Origin of the sequence: Pseudomonas sp. ES1, from assembly GCF_050586605.1 — a bacterium.
GTDB classification, from domain to species: Bacteria; Pseudomonadota; Gammaproteobacteria; order Pseudomonadales; family Pseudomonadaceae; genus Aquipseudomonas; species Aquipseudomonas sichuanensis.
On record NZ_JBOBDM010000013.1, the window covers coordinates 75,922 to 97,945 of the forward strand.

20 protein-coding genes and 5 tRNA genes are annotated in these 22,024 nt (G+C 64.7%); 7 read left to right on the plus strand and 18 right to left on the minus strand.

What is annotated here, in order from left to right:
• Window positions 1-390 precede the first annotated feature (390 nt).
• The gene (gene rne, locus ACQ4N9_RS07985; RefSeq protein ID WP_390967756.1) at window positions 391-3,618 is read left to right on the plus strand and encodes a ribonuclease E; all 3,228 of its coding nucleotides are present in this window, start codon (window positions 391-393) and stop codon (window positions 3,616-3,618) included.
• 187 nt (window positions 3,619-3,805) lie between these two features.
• Here the strand turns inward: rne and murB are convergent, their stop codons facing one another.
• From murB to ACQ4N9_RS08025, 8 genes are all read right to left on the minus strand, one after another.
• Complete coding sequence (gene murB, locus ACQ4N9_RS07990) at window positions 3,806-4,825, minus strand: UDP-N-acetylmuramate dehydrogenase (RefSeq protein ID WP_390967755.1); 1,020 nt, start codon at window positions 4,823-4,825, stop codon at window positions 3,806-3,808.
• A complete protein-coding gene (locus tag ACQ4N9_RS07995) occupies window positions 4,822-5,286 on the minus strand; it encodes a low molecular weight protein-tyrosine-phosphatase (RefSeq protein ID WP_125857889.1) in 465 nt (154 codons plus the stop codon). Before ACQ4N9_RS07995 ends, murB begins: the two co-directional genes overlap by 4 nt.
• Window positions 5,286-6,050, minus strand: coding sequence for a 3-deoxy-manno-octulosonate cytidylyltransferase (kdsB, locus tag ACQ4N9_RS08000; protein ID WP_125857888.1), 765 nt, complete (start codon window positions 6,048-6,050; stop codon window positions 5,286-5,288). Before kdsB ends, ACQ4N9_RS07995 begins: the two co-directional genes overlap by 1 nt.
• On the minus strand, window positions 6,047-6,232 hold the full coding sequence (locus tag ACQ4N9_RS08005) for a Trm112 family protein (protein ID WP_125463219.1): 186 nt from the start codon (window positions 6,230-6,232) through the stop codon (window positions 6,047-6,049). Before ACQ4N9_RS08005 ends, kdsB begins: the two co-directional genes overlap by 4 nt.
• Before the next feature lie 40 nt (window positions 6,233-6,272).
• Window positions 6,273-7,277, minus strand: a complete 1,005-nt coding sequence (gene lpxK / locus ACQ4N9_RS08010; protein WP_390967754.1) for a tetraacyldisaccharide 4'-kinase — start codon at window positions 7,275-7,277, stop codon at window positions 6,273-6,275.
• On the minus strand, window positions 7,277-7,711 hold the full coding sequence (locus ACQ4N9_RS08015) for an ExbD/TolR family protein (RefSeq protein ID WP_125463217.1): 435 nt from the start codon (window positions 7,709-7,711) through the stop codon (window positions 7,277-7,279). The genes lpxK and ACQ4N9_RS08015 overlap by 1 nt, the downstream gene beginning before the upstream one ends.
• Window positions 7,708-8,343, minus strand: a complete 636-nt coding sequence (locus tag ACQ4N9_RS08020) for a MotA/TolQ/ExbB proton channel family protein (RefSeq protein WP_390967753.1) — start codon at window positions 8,341-8,343, stop codon at window positions 7,708-7,710. The genes ACQ4N9_RS08015 and ACQ4N9_RS08020 overlap by 4 nt, the downstream gene beginning before the upstream one ends.
• A gap of 416 nt (window positions 8,344-8,759) precedes the next feature.
• Window positions 8,760-10,979: a DNA internalization-related competence protein ComEC/Rec2 gene (locus ACQ4N9_RS08025; RefSeq protein WP_390967752.1), complete on the minus strand. Its 2,220-nt coding sequence runs from the start codon at window positions 10,977-10,979 to the stop codon at window positions 8,760-8,762.
• A 144-nt stretch (window positions 10,980-11,123) separates the two neighbouring features.
• On the opposite strand from ACQ4N9_RS08025, the gene ACQ4N9_RS08030 reads away from it, so the two are divergent.
• Window positions 11,124-11,750 carry a DUF2062 domain-containing protein gene (locus ACQ4N9_RS08030; RefSeq protein WP_157966878.1) on the plus strand — a complete coding sequence of 209 codons (627 nt, stop codon included), beginning with the start codon at window positions 11,124-11,126 and terminating at the stop codon, window positions 11,748-11,750.
• Here the strand turns inward: ACQ4N9_RS08030 and ACQ4N9_RS08035 are convergent.
• From ACQ4N9_RS08035 to ACQ4N9_RS08045, 3 genes are all read right to left on the minus strand, one after another.
• A complete protein-coding gene (locus tag ACQ4N9_RS08035; RefSeq protein WP_125463214.1) occupies window positions 11,634-12,413 on the minus strand; it encodes an ABC transporter permease in 780 nt (259 codons plus the stop codon). The two genes, ACQ4N9_RS08030 and ACQ4N9_RS08035, sit on opposite strands and share 117 nt — an antisense overlap.
• A complete protein-coding gene (locus tag ACQ4N9_RS08040) occupies window positions 12,410-13,342 on the minus strand; it encodes an ABC transporter ATP-binding protein (RefSeq protein WP_390967751.1) in 933 nt (310 codons plus the stop codon). Before ACQ4N9_RS08040 ends, ACQ4N9_RS08035 begins: the two co-directional genes overlap by 4 nt.
• A 135-nt stretch (window positions 13,343-13,477) precedes the next feature.
• Window positions 13,478-14,101: a glutathione S-transferase gene (locus tag ACQ4N9_RS08045; RefSeq protein ID WP_390967750.1), complete on the minus strand. Its 624-nt coding sequence runs from the start codon at window positions 14,099-14,101 to the stop codon at window positions 13,478-13,480.
• Window positions 14,102-14,862: 761 nt separating this feature from the next.
• Here ACQ4N9_RS08045 and ACQ4N9_RS08050 point away from each other — a divergent pair.
• The 4 genes from ACQ4N9_RS08050 to ACQ4N9_RS08065 all read left to right on the plus strand — a co-directional run bounded on the left by ACQ4N9_RS08050 (window position 14,863) and on the right by ACQ4N9_RS08065 (window position 18,497).
• Window positions 14,863-15,102 carry a hypothetical protein gene (locus tag ACQ4N9_RS08050; protein ID WP_390967749.1) on the plus strand — a complete coding sequence of 80 codons (240 nt, stop codon included), beginning with the start codon at window positions 14,863-14,865 and terminating at the stop codon, window positions 15,100-15,102.
• Window positions 15,099-15,350 carry a DUF3077 domain-containing protein gene (locus tag ACQ4N9_RS08055; RefSeq protein ID WP_258645589.1) on the plus strand — a complete coding sequence of 84 codons (252 nt, stop codon included), beginning with the start codon at window positions 15,099-15,101 and terminating at the stop codon, window positions 15,348-15,350. Before ACQ4N9_RS08050 ends, ACQ4N9_RS08055 begins: the two co-directional genes overlap by 4 nt.
• Before the next feature lie 181 nt (window positions 15,351-15,531).
• Complete coding sequence (locus ACQ4N9_RS08060) at window positions 15,532-17,979, plus strand: acyl-CoA dehydrogenase (protein ID WP_390967748.1); 2,448 nt, start codon at window positions 15,532-15,534, stop codon at window positions 17,977-17,979.
• Between the two features lie 107 nt (window positions 17,980-18,086).
• Entirely contained in the window at window positions 18,087-18,497 is a 411-nt protein-coding gene (locus tag ACQ4N9_RS08065) for a PA2817 family protein (protein WP_125857878.1), read from the plus strand.
• A gap of 264 nt (window positions 18,498-18,761) precedes the next feature.
• Here the strand turns inward: ACQ4N9_RS08065 and ACQ4N9_RS08070 are convergent.
• From ACQ4N9_RS08070 to ACQ4N9_RS08090, 5 genes are all read right to left on the minus strand, one after another.
• Window positions 18,762-18,837 (minus strand) — tRNA-Gly (locus ACQ4N9_RS08070).
• A gap of 82 nt (window positions 18,838-18,919) precedes the next feature.
• Window positions 18,920-18,995, minus strand: a tRNA-Gly gene (locus ACQ4N9_RS08075).
• Window positions 18,996-18,999: 4 nt separating this feature from the next.
• Window positions 19,000-19,075: transfer RNA gene (locus ACQ4N9_RS08080), tRNA-Glu, on the minus strand.
• Window positions 19,076-19,167: 92 nt separating this feature from the next.
• Window positions 19,168-19,243: transfer RNA gene (locus tag ACQ4N9_RS08085), tRNA-Gly, on the minus strand.
• A gap of 2 nt (window positions 19,244-19,245) precedes the next feature.
• Window positions 19,246-19,321: transfer RNA gene (locus ACQ4N9_RS08090), tRNA-Glu, on the minus strand.
• 372 nt (window positions 19,322-19,693) lie between these two features.
• Here ACQ4N9_RS08090 and ACQ4N9_RS08095 point away from each other — a divergent pair.
• Complete coding sequence (locus tag ACQ4N9_RS08095) at window positions 19,694-20,461, plus strand: hypothetical protein (RefSeq protein WP_125463203.1); 768 nt, start codon at window positions 19,694-19,696, stop codon at window positions 20,459-20,461.
• Between the two features lie 157 nt (window positions 20,462-20,618).
• On the opposite strand, the gene ACQ4N9_RS08100 is transcribed toward ACQ4N9_RS08095, so the two are convergent.
• Together ACQ4N9_RS08100 and ACQ4N9_RS08105 are read right to left on the minus strand one after the other, a co-directional pair.
• Window positions 20,619-21,101, minus strand: a complete 483-nt coding sequence (locus ACQ4N9_RS08100) for a GAF domain-containing protein (RefSeq protein WP_390967747.1) — start codon at window positions 21,099-21,101, stop codon at window positions 20,619-20,621.
• Complete coding sequence (locus ACQ4N9_RS08105; RefSeq protein WP_347149163.1) at window positions 21,102-21,989, minus strand: ATP-binding protein; 888 nt, start codon at window positions 21,987-21,989, stop codon at window positions 21,102-21,104.
• Between the last annotated feature and the right edge of the window lie 35 nt (window positions 21,990-22,024).

The following is a 22,024-nucleotide window of genomic DNA, read 5'->3' on the forward strand; positions in this document are numbered from 1 at the left end:
CGTGCAGGGTGGAGATGCACAGCCCTCGGACCGTGTAGCACCGCGTCCGGCCACCGCCCCACTGAACGGGCGATGAGCGGATAAGGTCCTGAACAGACGCTCTAGCGGCGTCCACGGCTGACGGTTGATTCCTCCTCCTGTCATGAGTGCACGAGGCCTGTCTGGCTGATTCGGCTATCGATGAACGTCGATTCGAACACCTAAGGGGCTCGTTGACACCACAGCGAACAGGACGCGTCGTCGCGACAACGGCAGGCTGGGCAACCGGCTGGTGCCGAACGTTGCTCGACACGGGGGTGGCCCGCCACCCTTTGCGCACCTTGGCACCGACCCCGATACGTCGTGTGTGCCGAACGCCGTTTCCGGCAGCCCGGAAACCGACGGTACAACATGAAAAGAATGCTGATTAACGCAACTCAACCCGAAGAGTTGCGTGTAGCCCTGGTAGACGGCCAACGCCTCTACGACCTGGACATCGAGTCCGGCGCGCGCGAGCAGAAAAAGGCCAACATCTACAAAGGCAAGATCACCCGCATCGAGCCAAGCCTCGAAGCCGCCTTCGTCGACTTCGGCTCCGAACGTCACGGCTTCCTGCCACTCAAGGAAATTTCCCGCGAATACTTCAAGAAGGCCCCCGAAGGCCGGGTCAACATCAAGGAAGTACTGAGCGAAGGCCAGGAAGTCATCGTCCAGGTCGAGAAGGAAGAGCGCGGCAACAAAGGCGCCGCCCTGACCACCTTCATCAGCCTGGCTGGCCGTTACCTGGTGCTGATGCCCAACAACCCGCGTGCCGGCGGCATCTCCCGCCGCATCGAAGGCGAAGAGCGCAACGAACTGCGTGAAGCCCTCAACGGCCTGACCGTTCCAGGCGACATGGGCCTGATCGTGCGCACCGCCGGCCTTGGCCGCAGCAGCGAAGAAATGCAGTGGGACCTCGACTACCTGCTGCAGCTGTGGACCGCCATCAAGGAAGCCTCGCTGGACCGCTCCGCGCCGTTCCTGATCTACCAGGAAAGCAACGTCATCATCCGCGCGATCCGCGACTACCTGCGCCAGGACATCGGCGAAGTGCTGATCGACAGCATCGACGCCCAGGAAGAAGCCCTGACCTTCATCCGCCAGGTGATGCCGCAGTACGCCAGCAAGGTCAAGCTGTACGAAGACAGCGTCCCGCTGTTCAACCGCTTCCAGATCGAAAGCCAGATCGAAACCGCCTTCCAGCGCGTTGTCGACCTGCCGTCCGGCGGCTCGATCGTCATCGACCCGACCGAAGCCCTGGTGTCCATCGACATCAACTCGGCGCGTGCCACCAAAGGCAGCGACATCGAAGAAACCGCCCTGCAGACCAACCTGGAAGCGGCCGAAGAAATCGCCCGCCAGCTGCGCCTGCGTGACATCGGCGGCCTGATCGTCATCGACTTCATCGACATGACCCCGGCCAAGAACCAGCGCGCCGTCGAAGAGCGCGTGCGTGAATGCCTGGAAGCCGACCGTGCCCGCGTACAGGTTGGCCGCATCTCGCGTTTCGGCCTGCTGGAAATGTCCCGTCAGCGCCTGCGCCCATCGCTGGGCGAAAGCAGCGGCATCGTCTGCCCACGCTGCTCCGGCACCGGCATCATCCGTGACGTCGAGTCGCTGTCGCTGGCCATCCTGCGCCTAATCGAAGAAGAAGCACTGAAAGACCGTACCGCCGAGGTACGCGCCCAGGTCCCGATCCCGGTCGCCGCCTTCCTGCTCAACGAGAAACGCAACTCGATCACCAAGATCGAACTGCGCACTCGCGCACGCATCATCATCCTGCCGAACGATCACCTGGAAACGCCGCACTTCGAAGTCCAGCGCCTGCGCGACGACAACCCGGAAGTGCTGAACAACCAGTCCAGCTACGAGATCGCAGCTTCCGAAACCGAAGAAGCGCCGCAGCCGACCGCCACCCGCACCCTGGTTCGCCAGGAGGCCGCGGTCAAGACCGCTCCAGCCCGCGCCAACGCTCCAGTGCCTAGCACAGAAGAAGCGCAGCCTGCCGCAGCACCGGTAGCCGCAGCCGCCCCTAGCGTGCCAGAGCCAAGCCTGTTCAAAGGCCTGGTGAAGTCGCTGGTGAGCCTGTTCGCCGGCAAGGAAGAGCCTGTCGCCGCCCCGGTCGCCACCACCGAGAAGCCGGCCGCCGAGCGCACTCCGCGCAACGAGGAGCGCCGCAACGGTCGCCAGCAGAGCCGCAACCGCAATGGCCGTCGCGACGAGGAGCGCAAGCCGCGTGAAGAACGCGCCGAGCGTGCCCCGCGCGAAGAGCGCCAGCCACGCGAAGAGCGTGCCCCTCGTGAGGAGCGCGCCCCACGTGAAGAGCGTGCGCCGCGCGAAGAACGCGCACCACGCCAGCCGCGTGAAGACCGCCGTGGCAACCGTGAAGAACGTGTACGCGAACTGCGCGACCCACTGGACGCCGCACCGGCTGCCCGCGAAGAGCGCCAGCCGCGTGAAGAGCGTGCACCGCGTGAGGAACGCGTAGCCCGTGAAGAGCGCGCTCCACGCGAAGAACGTGCACCACGTGAAGAGCGTGCTCCGCGTGAAGAACGCGCACCACGTGAAGAACGTGCGCCACGTGAAGAACGCGCACCACGCGAAGAACGTGCGCCACGCGAAGAACGCCAACCACGCCCACCGCGTGAAGAGCGCCAGCCGCGCCCTGACGAGCAGGTTGCTGAACAAGCTGCCGAGCTCAACGAGGAGCAACTGCCGAACGAAGAGCTGCTGCAGGACGAGCAGGAAGGCGCCGATGGCGAGCGTCCGCGCCGTCGCTCCCGCGGCCAGCGCCGTCGCAGCAACCGTCGTGAACGTCAGCGCAATGCCGATGGCGAGCTGATCGAAGGCGGCGAAGACGAAGCCGGCGAAGAGCAGCAGCCACAACAGCACCAGGCCACCGCCTTGGGCGCCGAACTGGCCGCCGGCATCGCTGTCACCGCCGCCGTCGCCACCAGCAACATCAGCGCCGACGCCGAAGCCGAGGCCAACCAGCAGGCCGAACGCGCCAGCGCCGTTGTCGCCGAAGCTCAGGTTGAAAGCAGCGAAGTGGTCCAGGTTGCCGAGCAAGCCGAGGCCATCGCGATCGCTCCAGTGGTCGAGCAGCCGGTCAGCGAGCCCGCTGTTGCTGCCGAGCCGAGCTTCGAGCCCGCTGTTGAAGTGGCACCACAGCCAGTGATCGAAGAATCGGTTGCCGAGCAGGTGGCTGTCGTGATCGAAGCTGAACCGGTCGTGGAGGCTCCAGCAGTGGCAGCCGCCGAAATCGAACCAGCGCCGGTCGCCGAAGTGACTGAAGTTCAGGCTCCGGTTGCCTTCGAAGCGGCTCCGGCCGTCGAGGCCCAGGCTGTTGAAGCACAGGCTGAAGTGGTCGAAGCACCAGCTGCCGAACCGGCTCCAGTGGTTGCCGAGCAGGCACCTGCCGAAGAAGCCGTGGTCGAGCCAGCCCCTGTCATGCTGGCGAACGGCCGCGCGCCGAACGACCCGCGTGAAGTGCGCCGCCGCAAGCGCGAAGCCGAAGCAGCCGCTGCTGCCCTGGCTGCCGCCCAGGCCGCCCCAGCCCTGGAAACCACCGAAGACGAGCACAAGCCTCATCACGGTTGATTCCGGTCGCTGAATGAAAAAGCCCCGCCAGTGCGAACTGGCGGGGCTTTTTCTTTGCATCATGTATCGCCTGATCTGGCCTCATCGCCGGCAAGCCGGCTCCCACATGATTGCGAATCGCTTGAGGCCAGCGCGGTCAATGTGGGAGCTGGCTTGCCAGCAATCAGGCCAGCACATACCTGCACAATCAGTACAGGTTCGGCTCCATCTCCAGTTCCACGCCGAACCGTTCGAGGATATCCGCCTGGATCTTCTGCGCCAGCGCATGCAACTGCGCCCCGCTAGCCTGGCCATAGTTCACCAGTACCAACGACTGCAAGCGATGCACACCAGCGTCGCCATCACGATGGCCCTTCCACCCGGCCTGCTCGATCAACCAACCCGCCGCCAGCTTCACCTGGCCACCGGCCTGCGGATAAGCCACCACGGACGGGTAAGCGCTACGAATCTTGTCCGCCAGCTCCACCGTCACCACTGGATTCTTGAAGAAGCTCCCGGCATTGCCCAATTCAACAGGGTCCGGCAGTTTCTCCCGGCGAATGCTGCAGATCGCATCACTGATGGCCTGCGCGGTCGGCTGCCCGACACCCTGCTCGGTCAACCGCTGGCGCACCGGGCCGTAATCCAGGTGAGCCCGCAACGTCCGGCCAAGGGCAAAACGTACGCGCAGGATCAACCAACGCCCGGGGTTACGCTTGAACAGGCTGTCCCGGTAGCCGAACGCGCACTCCTGCAGCGTGAAATCGCGCAGCTCACCAGTCTCTCGGTCGAGCGCGGTCAGGCCGGCGAACACATCCTTGATCTCGACCCCATAGGCGCCGACGTTCTGCATCGGCGCGGCCCCCACGGTGCCAGGGATCAGGCTGAGATTCTCCAGCCCGCTCAGGCCTTGTGCCAGGGTCCACTGCACGAAGGGATGCCAGGGCTCACCAGCCTCGGCCTCCACCACCACCCGCTCGCCGTCATCGCTGAGCAGGCGCCGACCACGGCTGGCCATGTGCAGCACCAAGGCGTCGATGTCGCGAGTCAGCAGCAGGTTGCTGCCACCGCCGATCACCAGCACCGGCACCTGCCGCTCGGCGGCCTCGGCCAGGGCCTGACGGGCTTCGTCATCGTCATGGGCCTGGGTGAAGTAACGCGCACGCACATCGATGCCGAAGGTGTTGTAGGGCTTGAGCGATACCTGTTGCTGCCACGCCACCGTCATAACCGCCCCTTGATTTCCACCACCAGCTCGCGGCAGGCCGCCTCGATCAGGTCCAGGACCTGCTCGAAACCTTCGGCACCGCCGTAATAAGGGTCGGGCACTTCATCCAGCGCCGCGCCGTAGCGGCGCAGGAACAGGTCCAACTCGCCCTTGGCGTTGTGCGGGCGCAGTGCCTTGAGGTTGGCCAGGTTGCTATTGTCCATGGCCAGGATCAGGTCGTATTCAGCGAAATGCGCCGCCTTGACCTGTTGGGCGCGCTGGCGCGACAGGTCATAGCCACGCGCCAGCGCGGCCTTGCAGGTCCGGCTGTCGGGGGCCTTGCCCACATGCCAGTCACCGGTGCCGGCAGACGCCACCTGCACCTGTTCAGCCAGGCCTGCGGCCTCCAGCTGGTGGCGCAACACGCCTTCGGCAGTGGGCGAACGGCAGATATTGCCGAGGCAGACGAACAGAACGCGCATCAGGCCTCCAGCAAGCGCCGCACGCGCTCCAGGTCTTCAGGGGTGTCGACGCCCACGGCCGGGGCTTCGATGGCATCGGCCACGTGAATACGCACGCCATGCCACAGTGCACGCAGCTGCTCCAAAGCCTCGGTCTGCTCGAGCCAGCATGGGCCCCAGCCAACGAAGTCCTGAAGGAATCCGACGCGGTAGGCGTACATGCCGATATGGCGACGGTACGGCACACCCTCGGGCAGCACGTCACGCGCCTTGGCAAAGGCATCGCGGGCCCAGGGCAAAGGTGCACGGCTGAAGGTCAGCGCCAGGCCGTGCTTGTCGCTGGTGACCTTGACTGCGTTGGGGTTGAACACGGTTTCCGGTTCGTGGATCGGCTCGGCCAGCGTTGCGATGCCGGCTTCGGGGTGCGCGGCGAGGTTGGCCGCCACCTGGTCGATGATCACCGGCGGGATCAGCGGCTCGTCGCCTTGCACGTTGACCACGATGGCATCGGCCGCCAGCCCGAGCTGGGCGGCAACTTCGGCCAGGCGATCGGTGCCCGACTCGTGGTCGGCGCGGGTCAGCAGCACCTCGGCGCCGAACGCCTGGCAGGCCTCGACGATGCTGGCATCGTCGGTGGCGATGACCACGCGCTTGGCGCCGCTTTTGCGCGCCTGCTCCCACACATGCTGGACCATCGGCTTGCCGGCAATCGCCAGCAGCGGCTTGCCCGGCAGGCGCGTGGAGCGCAGCCGGGCGGGGATCACCACGGTGAAATCCAGGCTCATTTGTCCAGACGCTCTTCATCGGTCAGGGTCCGCGCCTCGGTTTCCAGCATCACCGGGATGCCGTCGCGGATCGGGTAGGCCAGGCCCGCGCCCTTGCTGATCAGCTCGGTCTTGTCGGCGCTGAGCTTGAGCGGGCCCTTGGTGATCGGGCAGGCCAGGATATCGAGCAGTTTGGTGTCCATGGGGTTTCCTTGAGGCCAGTGGCCGGAAAATGAAAAAGGCTCAGGGGCGGCCGGGCAGCAGGCGGTCCAGCTGTGCGTCGAACCAGGCAGCGAAGGCCGCCGAAGGCAGCGCATCGACCGCCAGGTACCACCAGTCGTCGGCAGCGAAGGGCCGGCACTTCACCGCATCCTTCTCGGTCATCACCAGCGGCAGCGGCGGGCTGAACGACAGCAGCTCACGGCTGTACGGCGCATGGTCGGCGAACGGGTGCGGCAACGGCTGCCAGTTTAGCCCCTGCAGGGTATTGAAGAAACGTTGCGGGTTGCCGATGCCGGCCACGGCATGCAGCGCCTGGCCCGCAGGAAACAGGTCAAGGCCACGGCGCTCGCCGCTGCGCAGGTTGATCAGCGCGGTGGGCTGCAGGCGAAAAGCGAAGCCTTGCTCACGGTCGGCCGCGGCGCCATTGAACAGCACCGCGTCGGCCTCGTGCAGGCGCTCGGCCGGCTCGCGCAGCGGCCCGGCGGGCAGGCAGCGGCGGTTGCCCAGGCCACGGGCGGCGTCGATCAGCACCAGCTCCAGGTCACGGGCCAGGCGATAGTGCTGCATGCCGTCATCGCAGAGGATCAGGTCGGGCGCATCGCTGGCCAGCAGCGCCTGCACGGCGCGGGAACGGTCGGGGTCGATCACCAGCGGCACGCCGGTACGCTGGACGATCAGCAACGGCTCGTCGCCGGCCTGTTCGGCGCTCTGCTCGGCGGCGACACGCCAGGGGTATTCAGGCGGCTTGGCGCCATAACCACGGCTGACCACGCCAACCTTGAGCCCACGCTTTCGGCAGTGCTCGATCAGCCAGAGGATCATCGGCGTCTTGCCGGTGCCGCCAACGGTGATGTTGCCCACCACTATCACTGGCACCGGAGCCCGGTAGCTGGCGCTCTCGCCACTGAGGAAACGCGCGCGCTTGCGCATCACCACCCGGCGGTACAGCGCCTCCAGCGGGCGTAGCAGGGCCAGGGCTGGATGACCGTTGTACCAGGCGGCGAGCAGGCGATCAGCGAAGGCCATCAGGGTTTACCCTGCGCAGCCTCGACGGTGGTCATGCGCAACTTGCTGAAGCCGAGCTTGCCGGCCGCATCCATTGCGGTGATCACAGCCTGGTGCGGGGTCTTGCCGTCGGCGCTGATCGCCAGCGGCAGGGTGATGTCACCGCCGGATTCCTTCTCGATCGCCTCGGTCAGGGTGTCCAGGTCGCTCTTGGGCAACAGGTGGTTGTTCACCGAATACACACCTTCGGCGCTGATGGAGATTTCCACCAGCTTGCCCTGGTCGGCCGGCGCCTGCTCGGCACTGGCGGCCTCGGGCAGCTCGACGCGCAGTTGCGTCTCACGGGTGAAGGTGGTGGTGACCACGAAGAACAGCAGCAGCACGAACACCACGTCGATCAACGACGCCAGGTTGATGTCGACGTTCTCGCGCTGACGGTTGCGCCGGAACTTCACGCCTTGCCTCCGGCCACTTCCACTTCACGGTCGCCCTGCAACACTTCCACCAGTTTGATCGCTTCCTGCTCCATGCCCACCACCAGCTCATCGATGCGGCGCAGCAGGAAACGGTGGAAGAACACCGCCGGGATACCGACCATCAGGCCGGCGGCCGTGGTCACCAGCGCCTTGGAAATACCACCGGCGAGTACTGCGGCGTTGGCGGTCATCTGCGAGCCCATGAAGGCGCTGAAGATGTCGATCATGCCCAGCACCGTACCCAGCAGGCCGAGCAGCGGGGCCATGGCGGCGATGGTGCCGAGGGTGCTGATATAGCGTTCCAGCTCGTGGATGACCCGCGAGGCGGCTTCCTCGATGCACTCTTTCATGATCTCGCGGCCATGGCGCGAGTTGGCCAGGCCGGCGGCGAGGATCTCGCCCAGCGGCGAATCGGCGCGCAGGGCCTTGAGCTTGTCACTGGTGAGTTGCTTGTCCTTGATCCACATCCACACCTGGCCCAGCAGGTGCGGCGGGGTGACACGGCTGGCGCGCAGGGTCCACAGGCGCTCGACGACGATTGCCATGGCAACGATGGAACTCAGGATGATCGGCACCATCATCCAGCCACCGGACTTGACCAATTCCCACACAGTTAGCATCCCCTCGGAAAAAGGCCGCCACTCTACCATACGCACGCGGGGGGCTCATCTGCCGGAGGTCAGGGAAATCGCAGGGTTCGACTTGGGAGTTGCGGGGTGGCGCAAATCGAGCGCCGCCCGCGCGGCGCATCGCGGGGCAAGCCCGCTCCCACATTTGTTTCGGGCCAGTCTCTTCTGTGCCATTACCTGGTCCGCCTTGTTGGCACGGCGCGGTTCTGGCGTGGTCGCTAACGCTGCTTCACATGACTCAAGACATGCGCCAAGGCGGGCAGCGGTACTTTCACAGGACTCATTGGCCCGAAACAGATGTGGGAGCGGGCTTGCCCCGCGATGCGCCGCGCGGGCGGCGCTCGATTTGTGCCCCACCACAACACCCAAGGCATGCACTCCAAACATCCAGCAAATATTCATTCCTGATCGCGCCAGAACCGCCGCCGTCCCCGCGCGCCCTCCACCCTACCATGGTCCCCTAACAGCAACTGCAGTGCCCCCTCCAGGGCCGTGTCATGAATGCTCATACCCTGCCGCCGATAGCGCTCGATCACCTGCGGATGAGGATGCCCGAACCCATTGTGCCGCCCGCGCGATATCAACACCCCGCGCGGGGCCATGGCCCTGATCAGCGCCTCGCTGGACGACGTGCGGCTGCCATGATGCGGCGACTGCAGCCAGTCGATGCGCGGATCCTCCATCGCGGCCAGCCAGGCCCGCTCGGCCCCGGCCTCCATGTCGCCTGCCAGCAGCAGCCGCTCGCCATTGGCCTCGACCCGCAGCACACAGGACCGCTCGTTGCTATTGGGCCCGGCCGGCCATTGCCAGAGCTCGAAATCGACACCATCCCATTGCCAGCGCTCGCCACTCTTGCAGGGCTGGCCGTGCAAGCCTGCCGCCAACGCCGTCGCTTCGCCGGCCAGCACCCGTTTCACCGGCAGCCCGCGATGAACGGCCCCGGCGCCCCCGGCATGGTCGGCATGGGCATGGCTGATCAGCATCAGGTCCAGCTGCCGCACCCCGAGCTTGCGCAAGGTCGGCAGCACCACGCTTTCGCCAAGGTCACTTGCCCCCATCGCGGGGCCGGCGTCATACAACAGGCTGTGCTGGCGGGTGCGCAGCAACACCGCCAGCCCTTGGCCAACGTCCAGTTGCCAGACTTCGACCTGGCCATGCGGCACCTGCTCGCGTGGCGCCCACAGGGCCAGCATCAGGACCGCACCCGGCGCACGCAAGGGCACGCCCCGAGGCAACAGCACCAGCAACGCGCCAAGCCCCACCAGCAGCCCGGCCCACAGCGGCAGCGGCTCGGCGATCCACGCCGGCACAAGCCCTGCCACCAGGGCAAGCCAGCCAAACAGGCCGTGCAGCGAAGCGCCCGCCAGCCACAATAGCCCCTCCCCCAGCCAGGGCAGCGGCAACAACGCGGTACCGAGCAAGGCCAAGGGCAGCACCGCCAGGCTCAGCCACGGCACCGCCAGCAGGTTGGCCAGCGGCGCCGTAAGGCTGATCGGCAGGCCCAGCGCCAGCAGCACCGGCAGCAGGCCCACGGCGATCACCCATTGCGCCCGCGCCCAGGCCTGCCAAGGCCGCCAGGCGCCCAGCCGGGCGGAAAAACACAGCGCCAGCACCGCCACGGCGGCGAACGACAGCCAGAAGCCCGGCAACAAGCTGGCCAGCGGCTCGACCAGCAACACCCCCAACAGCGCCAGCAACAAGGGCAGCCCCACGCCCAACTGGCGAAAGCGCAGGCGCCACAGCAGCACCACCGCCAGCATCAGGCAGGCACGCTGTACCGGCACGCCAAAACCCGCCAGCCAGCCATACAGCAGCGCCGCCCCCATGGCCAGGCCGCAAGCCCAGGGCAGCCAAGGCAGGCGTCGCGGCCAGCCGCCCAAGCGGGCCAGCCCGGCCACCCCGCCATAGACCAACCCGGCCAGCAGCCCGATATGCTGCCCCGAGATCACCAGCAGATGGACCGTGCCGGTGGCTTGCAGGGCCTGCCAGTCCTGGCGCGCCAGCCCCGCGCCATCGCCCAGCACCAGCGCTGCCAGGGCCGCCTCGCGCCCATGGGCATCGACTGCCATCAAGCGTTGGCGGATGCCGTCGCGCCAGTCGTGGGCGGGGGCGCCCAGCCGCTCACCCGCCTTGACCGTGCCGGTCGCGCCGATCCGCCGTGCCAGCAGGGTAGCCTCGCGGTCCGGGCCATGGGGGTTGAGCAACCCATGCGGGCGCCGCAAGTTGACCGCCAGCCGCCAGCGCTCCCCGGCGCGCAACTCCGGGCCATCGAACCAGCTCAGTTGTAAACGCTGCGGCAACTCGGCCCGACGCGAACTGGCCTGTTCCACCTCGAAGCGCACACCGTGCTCGGTGCGCGCCGGCAGGCCGACCACCCGCCCCTCCAGCCACAAGGTGCGCCCGTCCAGTGCCACGGCCAGCCGATCATCCAGTGCCTGCTGCGCCGACCAGCACGCCCAGCAAAGCCCCAACAGGTAACAGCCAAGCGGCCAGCCCCGCGTACGCAGGCAGGCCAGCCCCAGCAATAGCAGTGCAAGCAACCACCCGACCGGTGGCAGAGCAGGCAGAAAGCGCAGGCTCAACAGCCCGAGCGCGAGCGCAAGCATCCCTGTGCGCATGAGATAGAGCTCCAGAAGCGAAAAACGCCCCTGAGGCTTAGCTGATAAAGAGGGAAATCTTGCTAAACAATTGTCACAAACTCTGAACGAGGCTGCGATTCAATCAAGGCATACTGACGCCCTTCAACCCCGCCGGGAGCCCACATGCCGCGCCGTCTGTTCAAACGCTACATGCCGGACCCGACCAGCATCCGGGAGCACAAGTCGTTACGCTTTTTCGGCAAGCTGCTCCACGACCCCAACCTCTGGCACCTCAACCGTCACTCGGTGGCGCGGGCCATGGGCGTCGGGCTGTTCGCGGCGTTGATCCCCATCCCCATGCAGATGCTGCTGGCCGCCGCCCTGGCGATCCCGGTGCGCGGCAACCTGCCCATCGCGGTGAGCCTGGTGTGGCTGACCAACCCGCTGACCATGCCGCCGGTGTTCTTCGTCACCTACATGACCGGCGCCTGGCTGATGCAGGTACCGCCGCGCACGCTGCCCGAAGAAATCACCGTCGACTGGGTCACCGACCAGCTGGCAACGCTCTGGCAACCCTTCCTGCTGGGTTCGGTGGTGTGCGGGGTGGTGCTTGGCGTGCTCGCCTACTTCACCACCCAGTTCTACTGGCGCTGGTGGGTGGGCCGGCAGTGGCGCCGGCGCCAGTGCCGCTGCCTACGCCCGCATGCCGCGGCCGCTGACCAGCAGGCGGATGCACAGCAGGTAGAGCAGCGCGGTAGCCACCAGCATGAAGGTGATCGCGGTGCCAATGCTGATGTCCGACACCCCTAGGATGCCGTAGCGGAACGAGTTGACCATGTGCAGCACCGGGTTGGCCAACGACACGGTCTGCCAGAACGGCGGCAACAGGGTAATCGAGTAGAACACCCCGCCCAGGTAGGTCAGCGGCGTCAACACGAAGGTCGGGATGATCGAGATATCGTCGAAATTGCGCGCGAACACCGCGTTGACGAAGCCCAGCAGCGAGAAGATGGTCGCGGTCAGCAGCACCACCACCACGGTCACGCCCAGGTGATGCACCTGCAAGTGGGTGAAGAACAGCGACAGGATTGTGACGATTACCCCCACCGCCAAGCCACGCAGCACACCGCCCAATACGTAGCCGACCAGGATGATGTGCGGCGAGACCGGCGACACCATCAGCTCTTCGATGGAGCGCTGGAACTTGCTGCCGAAGAAGCTCGACACCACGTTGCCGTATGAGTTGGTGATCACCGACATCATGATCAGCCCCGGCACGATGTACTCCATGTAGGTGAAGCCACCCATGTCGCCGATCTGCCGGCCAATCAGGTTGCCGAAGATCACGAAGTACAGAACCATGGTGATCGCCGGCGGCAGCAGGGTCTGCGGCCAGATGCGCAAGAAACGCCGCACTTCGCGGTAGACGATGGTGTTCAGGGCCACCCAGTTGGTGCGCAGCTCCACACTCATACGGCCACCTTCGACAGATTTTTTTCCACCAGGGACACGAACAGCTCCTCGAGTCGGTTGGTCTTGTTGCGCAGGCTCTGCACCTCGATGTTCTTCAGCGCCAGCTGGCCGAACAGCGCGGTGATGCCGATCTCCTTCTCCACCTGCACTTCCAGGGTGTGCGGGGTGATCAGCCGGCACGGGTAGCCCTGCAGCTCAGGCGCAGCGGGCAGGTCGTGCTTGAGGTCGAGCACGAAGGTCTCGACATGCAGCTTGCCCAGCAGTTGGCGCATGCTGGTGTTCTCGACGATGGTGCCGTGGTCGATGATGCCGATGTTGCGGCACAGCTGCTCGGCCTCTTCGAGGTAGTGAGTGGTGAGGATGATGGTGATGCCCTTCTGGTTGAGCTCGGTGAGGAAGCTCCACATCGAACGGCGCAGCTCGATGTCCACCCCCGCGGTCGGCTCGTCGAGGATCAGCAGGCGCGGTTCGTGGATCAGCGCCCGGGCGATCATCAGGCGGCGCTTCATGCCCCCGGACAGCGAGCGCGACTGCACGTCACGCTTTTCCCACAGCCCCAGCTGGGTCAGATACTGCTCGGCACGCTCCTTGGCCAGCTTCGGCGGGATGCCGTAGTAGCCCGCCTGCGTGACGACGATGTCGAAGGTCTTCTCGAACTGGTTGAAGTTGAACTCCTGGGGTACAACGCCCAGGCAGCGCTTGAGCGCAGCCGGCTCGCGGTCCAGGTCGTGGCCGAACACGTTCACCGTGCCGCTGGTCTTGTTCACCAGGGTGGAGAGGATGCCGATGGTGGTGGACTTGCCGGCGCCGTTGGGGCCCAGCAAGGCGAAGAAATCGCCTTCGGCGACGTCCAGATCGATGCCCTTGAGGGCCTGGAAGCCGTTGCCGTAGGTCTTGGTCAGCTGTCGGATGGACAGGGCGGAACTCATAGCGGGTCACGTACCGGATAAAGAATGGTTCAGGACACGCCAGGCAAAGTCACTGGCGCAGTGAGTGCGGCCATGGTGCAAGGGCCGGCCGCACAAGTACAGTCACATCTATTGATAATGACTATCGAAGTGGCGTCACGTCAGGGCGGTCATCACCGCGGCCTGGTAGGCCGGGCGCTGTTTCAGGCGCTCGTACCAGGCTTCGAGGTGGTACATGGCCGGGCGTTCGATGGGCATTTCGAACCAGGCGTAGATGAAGCTGCCCAGGGGGATGTCGCCCATGCCGATCTGCTCACCGGACAGGTATGGCTGCTTGCTCAGGGTTTCGTCGGCGATGGCCAGCAACTGGGCGCACTGCTTGTGCGCGGCATTGATCGCCACCCAGTCGCGCTGGTCTTCGGGGGTGCGCAGCAGGCCCCAGAACAATGGGCGGAACGGGGTGGCGAAGGACGAGGTGGTCCAGTCCATCCACTTGTCCGCCAGGGCACGCTGGCGTGGATCGTCGAGGTACCAGCCCTGCTCTTCGCCGTACTCGGCGCACAAGTAGCGGACGATGGCGTTGGACTCCCACAGCACCAGGTCGCCGTCTTCGAGCATCGGCACCAGGCCGTTGGGGTTGAGAGCCCGGTAGTGCGGTTCGTTGACCACGCCGAAGGCGCCGCCGGCGTCGATGGATTCAAAGTCCAGGCCCAGTTCGTGGGCGATCCACAGTGCCTTGCGCACATTGCTCGAATTCTTGCGGCCCCAGATCTTCAGCATGGCGATGTCCTTATGAATGCGGGAGGGGGACAGTCTACTCCAGGCTTGGGAGTTGTGTGGGGGTGTGAGGGCTGACAGGTGCTTGCCGATGTTTTTGCAGCGCCTATCAGATCGAGCGCCGCCCGCGCGGCGCATCGCTGGCAAGCCAGCTCCCACATTTTTTTCGGGCCAATTATGCCTGTGAAGGTACCGCTGCCCGCCTTGGTGCATGTCTTGAGCCCGGCGAGACGCCAGTGGTGCCCACCTCAATATCGAGTCGAACCAACAAGGCGTACAGCGATGAAACAACAGGAGTAACTGGCCCGAAACAAATGTGGGAGCTGGCTTGCCAGCGATGCGCCGCGCGGGCGGCGCTCGATCTCATAAGCGCTGCAAAGCTGTCGCCTGGCACCTGGCCGCCCTCACGCGGTAGCCTGCCAGGACCACCAAGGACATACCTCCCAACCCGTAAGACATTTCCGAACCTGAAACCAAATGCTTCAGCCTGCAGCGCTTGGGAACTATCCTACGCACCTGCCGGAAGCTGCTGCGTTGTCGGGGAAACACCACAGGGATAACTTCACCCGGTCGCCACAATTGGTGACCGGGTGTGAGAACCCGAGCCCACATCGATTGCCGCTCCGCTATGGCGGCCGTGCGTGGGCAGGTTCGTCCTGACCGGTTTTCCTTTGTGGCCGGGTTCTCACCCCTCGCACGGTTGCCACCCAATCCTGTGAGAACGATCAGGTAGCAACTCCAGCTATTAACAAAGGAGTTCCACCATGAAAAAACTTGTCCCCGACCCACCCCGCTTCTTCCCCTACCTGACGGTCTCCCCCGACCTCACCCCCGAAGCCGCCCGAGCCGAAGCCACCCGTCTGATGGCCTGCCTGCGCGAAGTCCTCGACCTGTACTTCGACAACGACCGCGAAGAACAACGCCAGACCCTGCTGAACACCTGCGTCTACCTGAACCAGCTGCTCTACCCCCTGATCCGCCACGAAACGGGAGCACGGCCATGACCGCCCCGACCGACCATGGCAGCACCTCAGGCACCACCCCCTGCCTGGAGCTGTTCCGCATCCAGCCCGGCATCCCCTTCCAGCACGCCTTCGACGAGTTGTCGGTACTGCTCGGCTGCATCCGTCACCTCACCTGCGAAGCCGAAATGGAGAACGACATGCTCGCCGGCAGTTCGGCGCGCATCCTCAGCGCCATGGCCAAGGCGCTGATCGATGACATGGAGCTGGGGATGAATCGCTCCGATTGATCCAATGGCCTCATCGCGGGGCAAGCCCGCTCCCACGATTGGAATGCAGTTCACATGCGTGGGAGCGGGCTTGCCCCGCGATGGCCAAACGAACTCTTGGCGCCACGCCGTGTCAGTCCTCCTAGCCCGTCTAAGCTCTGTGGGTCGGCTGAATGCCCCCTGGTTTCAAGGAGGAAGGATCATGTTGCTGTTGTGGTTGCTGGTACTGGTATTGGGCGCTGCGTACCTCACGCACCGTCGCTTGCCGCCTTTGCAGATCCTCGCGGCGATGGCCGCCTATACCTTGCTGATGGGCCTGTTCAGCCATGCCCCCGGCTGGCTGCTGACGCTGATCTGGGCAGTGATCGCCATAAAGGTCGCCTTCATCGCCCTGCCCGAAATACGCCGCAAGCTGTTCACCGAGCCCGTATTCAAATGGTTCCAGCGCACCCTGCCGCCCATGTCGCAAACCGAACGCGAAGCCATCGACGCCGGCACCGTGTGGTGGGACGGCCACCTGTTCAGTGGCCGCCCGGACTGGAACACCCTGCTCGACTACCCGGCTCCGAAACTCAGCGATGAAGAACAGGCCTTCATCGACGGCCCCACCGAACAGCTATGCGCCATGGTCAGCGACTGGCAGATCGGCCAGGACCTGGACCTACCGCCCGAAGCCTGGGCGCATATCAAGCAGCATGGCTTCTTCGCCCTGATCATCCCGAAAGAGTACGGCGGCAAAGGTTTCTCGGCCTATGCCCACTCGCAGGTGGCGATGAAACTGGCCACCCGCAGCGGCGACCTGGCCTCGACGGTGATGGTGCCCAACTCCCTGGGCCCGGCCGAACTGCTGCTGCACTACGGCACCGATGAACAACGCAACCACTACCTGCCGCGCCTGGCCCGTGGCGACGAGATCCCCTGCTTCGCCCTCACCGGCCCGCTGGCCGGCTCCGACGCCGGCGCCATGCCCGATACCGGCATCGTCTGCAAAGGCCAATGGCATGGCGAAGAAGTCATTGGCCTGCGCCTGAACTGGGAAAAGCGCTACATCACCCTGGGCCCGGTAGCCACCCTGCTGGGCTTGGCGTTCAAGGCCTACGACCCGGACCACCTGCTGGGTGATCAGGAAGAACTGGGCATAAGCCTGGCCCTGATCCCCACCGACACCCCAGGGGTGGAAATCGGCAAGCGCCACCTGCCGATGGGCGCCGCCTTCATGAACGGCCCCAACAGTGGCAAGGATGTGTTCGTGCCGCTGGAGCAGCTCATCGGCGGGCAGCAGATGCTCGGCAAGGGTTGGATGATGCTGATGAACTGCCTGTCGGTGGGCCGTTCCATCTCGCTGCCCGCAGTCGGCACCGGCGCGGCCAAGTACACCAGCCTGGTCACCGGCCAGTACGCGCGTGTTCGCGAGCAGTTCAACGTGCCGCTGAACGCCTTCGAGGGCATCCAGGAGTGCCTGGCGCGCATCGGCGGCAATGCCTGGCTGATGGACAGCGCCCGCCTGCTCACCGCCAAGGCGGTGGATCTCGGCGAAAAGCCCTCGGTGCTATCGGCGATCCTCAAGTACCACCTGACCGAGCGCGGTCGCGAGTGCATCCAGCACGCCATGGACGTGCACGGCGGCAAGGGCATCATCATGGGGCCGAACAACTACCTGGGGCGCAACTGGCAGGGCGCGCCGATCTTCATCACCGTCGAGGGCGCCAATATCCTCTCGCGCAACCTGATGATTTTCGGCCAGGGCGCGATCCGCTGCCACCCGTTCGTGCTCAGGGAAATGGCCTTGGTCGGGCGCGAAGACCAGGACCACGCGCTGAAAGAGTTCGACGACCTGCTGATGCAGCACATCCTGTTCGCCGCCGGTAATGCTGCCAGCACCCTGGTACTGGGCCTTGGCCTGGGGCATTTCGAGAAGGTGCCGGGCGACGCCCTGAGCCAGGGCTACTTCCGCGCCCTCAACCGCCAGGCCGCGGCCTTCGCCCTGCTGGCCGACCTGTCGATGATGCTGCTCGGCGGCGCGCTCAAACGCCGCGAACGGCTCAGCGCCCGGCTGGGCGATGTGCTCAGTTACCTGTACCTGGCCAGCGCCGCGCTCAAGCGCTACCACGACCTGGGCTCGCCCGAGCACCTGCGCCCTCTGCTGCGCTGGGCGCTGGAGGAAAGCCTGGGCAAGGCCGAGCAGGCCCTGGATGCGTTACTGGACAACTTCCCCAACGCCCTCATCGGCTGCGCCCTGCGCCTGCTGGTGTTCCCGTTTGGCCGCCGCCACACCGGGCCCAGTGACGAACTGGATGCCGAAGTGGCCGCACTGATCGGCCGCAGCAAAGGCGATGAAGCACTGGAACACGTGCTGGCCGGCTGCTTCCGGCCACAGGCCGAGGGTGACCCGGTGGCGGCGCTGCAACGGGCCTGCGATCTGCTGGATGAGGTGGCACCCTTGCAGGCGGTACTGCACAAAGCACTCAAAGCGGGCACGGTGCAACTGCAACCAGGCCAATCGGCGATCGATGCGGCGGTGCAGGCTGGTGTGTTGCAGGCGGCCGACGGGCAACGCCTGCAGGCCGCCGAGCAGGCCAGGCGGGCGGTGATCGATGTGGATGCGTTCGACAAGGAGCAACTGTTGCCGGTACCCGGCAAGGTGCGCTGAGGAGCATCGCGGCGCACAGCCGCTCCCACGGTGTGTAGCGTGGGAGCGGGCTTGCCCCGCGATTGGCGTATACTGCGCCCCTGTTTAGAACCACCGAGGACCACCCCATGGCCAACCCCCAGCTGGACTATCACCTGCAACTGCTGCATCACCTGCGCACCATCCTGGCCGCGCTGGGCGAGGCCGAGCAGGTGCCCGAGGAGAGCCACGCCCTGTTCCTCGAACGCTACGACGAACTGCTGACCCTGCTCCCGCAAGACCCGCTCGAAAGCCAGTACCTGGGCCAGGACCTGCTGTGCCAGGTGATCCAGCGCTACCCGCAGATCGCCCACCTGGTGCCCCGCGACCTGCTGTGGTTCTTCGGCGGTGACTGCCTGCACTTCATGCCGGACGACGAGCTGGCGCTGTATCAGCAACTGGAGGAGCGCCGCTACGAAGCCGAACAGAACGACGAACCGTTCGACTGGCACCAGGAAAAACAACTGTTGACCCACAGCGGCCAAGGCAACACGCACTGATTCGCAAAACGCCCCACCCTAGCGCGTGGGGCGTGTTTTCCTGATACGGCTGTATATCTTTTCGAAACTTCGAACGCCCGCCCTTACAAAGCCATCAGATCGAACCGCTTCAACAATGACTTGTCAGGCTCGTGCGTCGCGTCGATGGAAGTCTCGTTCGACAACAAGGCCTGTGTTCCCGAGCATCGAGGCCGTGCTGGTGGGTCGCGCGCCCTGTTACAGGCAAAAAAAAACGCCACTCCGAAGAGTGGCGTTTTTCATGTTTGGAGCGGGAAACGAGACTCGAACTCGCGACCCCGACCTTGGCAAGGTCGTGCTCTACCAACTGAGCTATTCCCGCAAAGTGAAGCTTTACCGCATCTGGCGTGAAGCGCCATGAAGACCTTCACCACCTGCACCGTACAAGACGACGCCGTTGAAACTGGAGCGGGAAACGAGACTCGAACTCGCGACCCCGACCTTGGCAAGGTCGTGCTCTACCAACTGAGCTATTCCCGCAATATGGCGTCCCCTAGGGGACTCGAACCCCTGTTACCGCCGTGAAAGGGCGGTGTCCTAGGCCACTAGACGAAGGGGACTAAGCCGACGCTTTGCAGCGCACCAGAACATGAACCTCGCGATTCAGCCTGGATTTTCTTTTCCTGCCCTGCCGCAGCAGTGCCGGAGAAACTGGAGCGGGAAACGAGACTCGAACTCGCGACCCCGACCTTGGCAAGGTCGTGCTCTACCAACTGAGCTATTCCCGCATTGGCGTCCCCTAGGGGACTCGAACCCCTGTTACCGCCGTGAAAGGGCGGTGTCCTAGGCCACTAGACGAAGGGGACACAGCTACATCTTCACTCCCTGCCGCGTTCCGCTGTGTGCTTTACGCTGCAAGTGGCGCGCATTCTATGGATGCCATGGAAAGCCGTCAACCCCTTTGTAGAAATTTATTTAAATCAATGACTTCCCGCTTTCCTATAAGGTGCTGACAGGTGCGTCCAGGGATTGGCGTTGATTTTCTGACGGTAGCCCGGCAAGCTCATGGCAATGCGCCAGCATCTGGAGAAATCCAGACTGCGGCCGACATATACCAGTACATGAGGCCGACGGCGAACGGCACGCCCCAAAGCTGTCCGCCAGGCTGCACTGTTCGCTTTTCGGCGAACTCACTACACTCTCGTACAGATGCAAAACTTCTTCATGAGGCGTTTACGGTGACACCACTTCTGATCACCCTGCTTATCGTTGCGGGTATCGCATTGCTGATCGTGATCGGCTACCTCAACAACGTGGTCGAGAACAACAAGCTCGAACGCGTCCGGCTCAAGGTAGAACTGGCCGACCGCCTGCGCCGCTGCGGTGAAATCACCGAAACCTTCCCCGGCCAGTTCATGACCCCGGCGCTCAAGCTGCTTCTGACCCGCCTGGAACTCAACCTCAACCAGCGCCAGCTGGCCCTGGACAAGCACAGTGCCGAGCTCAAGGCGCGCATCGCCGAACTTGAAGGCCTGATCGCCCAGGGCGACAAGATCCCGGTCAGCAACCCGCCCTCGCCTATCCACACCGAGGTCAAGGCCAAGGACGTGCGCTTCTTGCTGGAGCTGCTGCACAATCAGATCGTGCGCGCCACCCAGGAAGGCTTCCTGGCCACCAACGAGGGCAAGTACTGGGTCAAGGAAATCCGCCACATCCTGGTGCTGCTGCACATCGAGTTCTTCAACAACCTGGGCCAGCAGGCGCTGCAGCAGAACCAGCCGGGCCAGGCGCGGTTGGCCTTCGAGCGTGGCGTGCAGTACCTGCGCAAGCAGCCAGAACCTAAACAGTATGAAGAGCAGCTTACCTATATGGAGAAGCTGCTGAACCGGGCCAACGCCCAGGTACTGGACCAGATGGAGCCGGCAGCGGACGACCAGAACGCACTGACCGAAGGCCTCAAGACCGACGAAGACGAAACCTGGAAAAAGCGGGTCATCTACGACTGATCGGATTCATGTGAAAGCCTCATCGCCGGCAAGCCGGCTCCCACAGGTACAGCGCCTGCCTTGAGAACGGCATGACCCATGTGGGAGCCGGCTTGCCGGCGATGAGGCCAACACAGGTGACACAAGAAAGGGGCCTTCGCAGGCCCCTTTGTTCATTTCAGCAATCAGTCAATTCCAGAAAGATCGCTGCCAGGTGCTCCAGCCCAGCCTGATCGGCCTCACTGAAACGCCCAACCTTCGGGCTGTCTAGGTCAAGCACCCCGATCAACCGCCCATCCTTGAGCAACGGGATCACCAACTCGCTGTTCGACGCACTGTCACAGGCGATATGCCCGGGAAACGCGTGCACGTCTTCCACCCGCTGGGTCTGCCGGGTGGCCGCCGCCGCGCCGCACACGCCCTTGCCGAACGGAATGCGCACGCAGGCCACCTGGCCCTGGAACGGGCCGAGCACCAGCTCTTCGTTGCGGTTGAGGTAGAACCCCGCCCAGTTCAAGTCATCCACCTGGTTATAGAGGAACGCCGAAAACTGCGCGGCATTGGCGATGAAGTCACGCTCGTCGGCGAACAGCGCCTGCACTTGCGCGGCCAGCAGGGCGTAGCCGTCGAGGCCTTGGCCACTGGCGTTGAGGTCGATCATTTATTTCTGCTCCAGCAATTGCAGCCCGACCCAGTAGCGGGCGAACTGATAGGCACAACGGCCATTACGGTTGCCGCGGCCGGTGGCCCAGCGCACGGCGAGAATATCGAGTGCTTCGGTGCGCTGCCAGGCAAGCCCGGCCTGGCGCGCCAGCTGGCCGATCCAGTGTTCGACCACATTGAGGAAGTGTTCCTGGCTGAAGGGGTAGAACGACAGCCACAGGCCGAAACGGTCGGACAAGGCGATCTTGTCTTCCACCGCTTCGTTGGGGTGCAGCTCGCCGTCGACCATCTTCCAGTTTTCGTTGTCGCTCTGTTTTTCCGGCACCAGATGGCGGCGGTTGGAGGTGGCGTACAGCAGCACGTTGTCCGGGGCCTGCTCCAGCGAGCCATCGAGCACGCTCTTGAGCACCCGGTAGTCCCCCTCCCCGGCTTCGAACGAGAGGTCGTCGCAGAACAGGATGAAGCGCTGTTCGAGCTTTTGCAGTTGCTCCACCACACGCGGCAGGTCGGCCAGATGGTCGCGCTCGATTTCGATCAGGCGCAGGCCATTGCCGGCGTGTTCGGCCAGCAGCGCACGCACCAGCGACGACTTGCCGGTGCCGCGCGAACCCCACAGCAAGGCGTGGTTGGCCGGCATGCCGTTGATGAACTGGTGGGTGTTGCGCCCCAGTTGGTCACGCTGCTGGTCGACGCCAATCAGGTCGGACAGGCGGATGTCGAGGCTGACCTCAAGCGGCATCAGGTAGCCGCTGCGGCCATCGCGCTGCCAGCGGGCGGCGAGGGTTTGCGACCAGTCGATGTCCGGGCGTGGGGCGGGCAACAAGGGTTCGAGGCGCGCGAGGACGGATTCGGCGCGGTCGAGAAAAGCGGTAAGGCGGGCGTCCATGGCGACTCCTATTGATTTCAGTTTTTTCGGGCCGC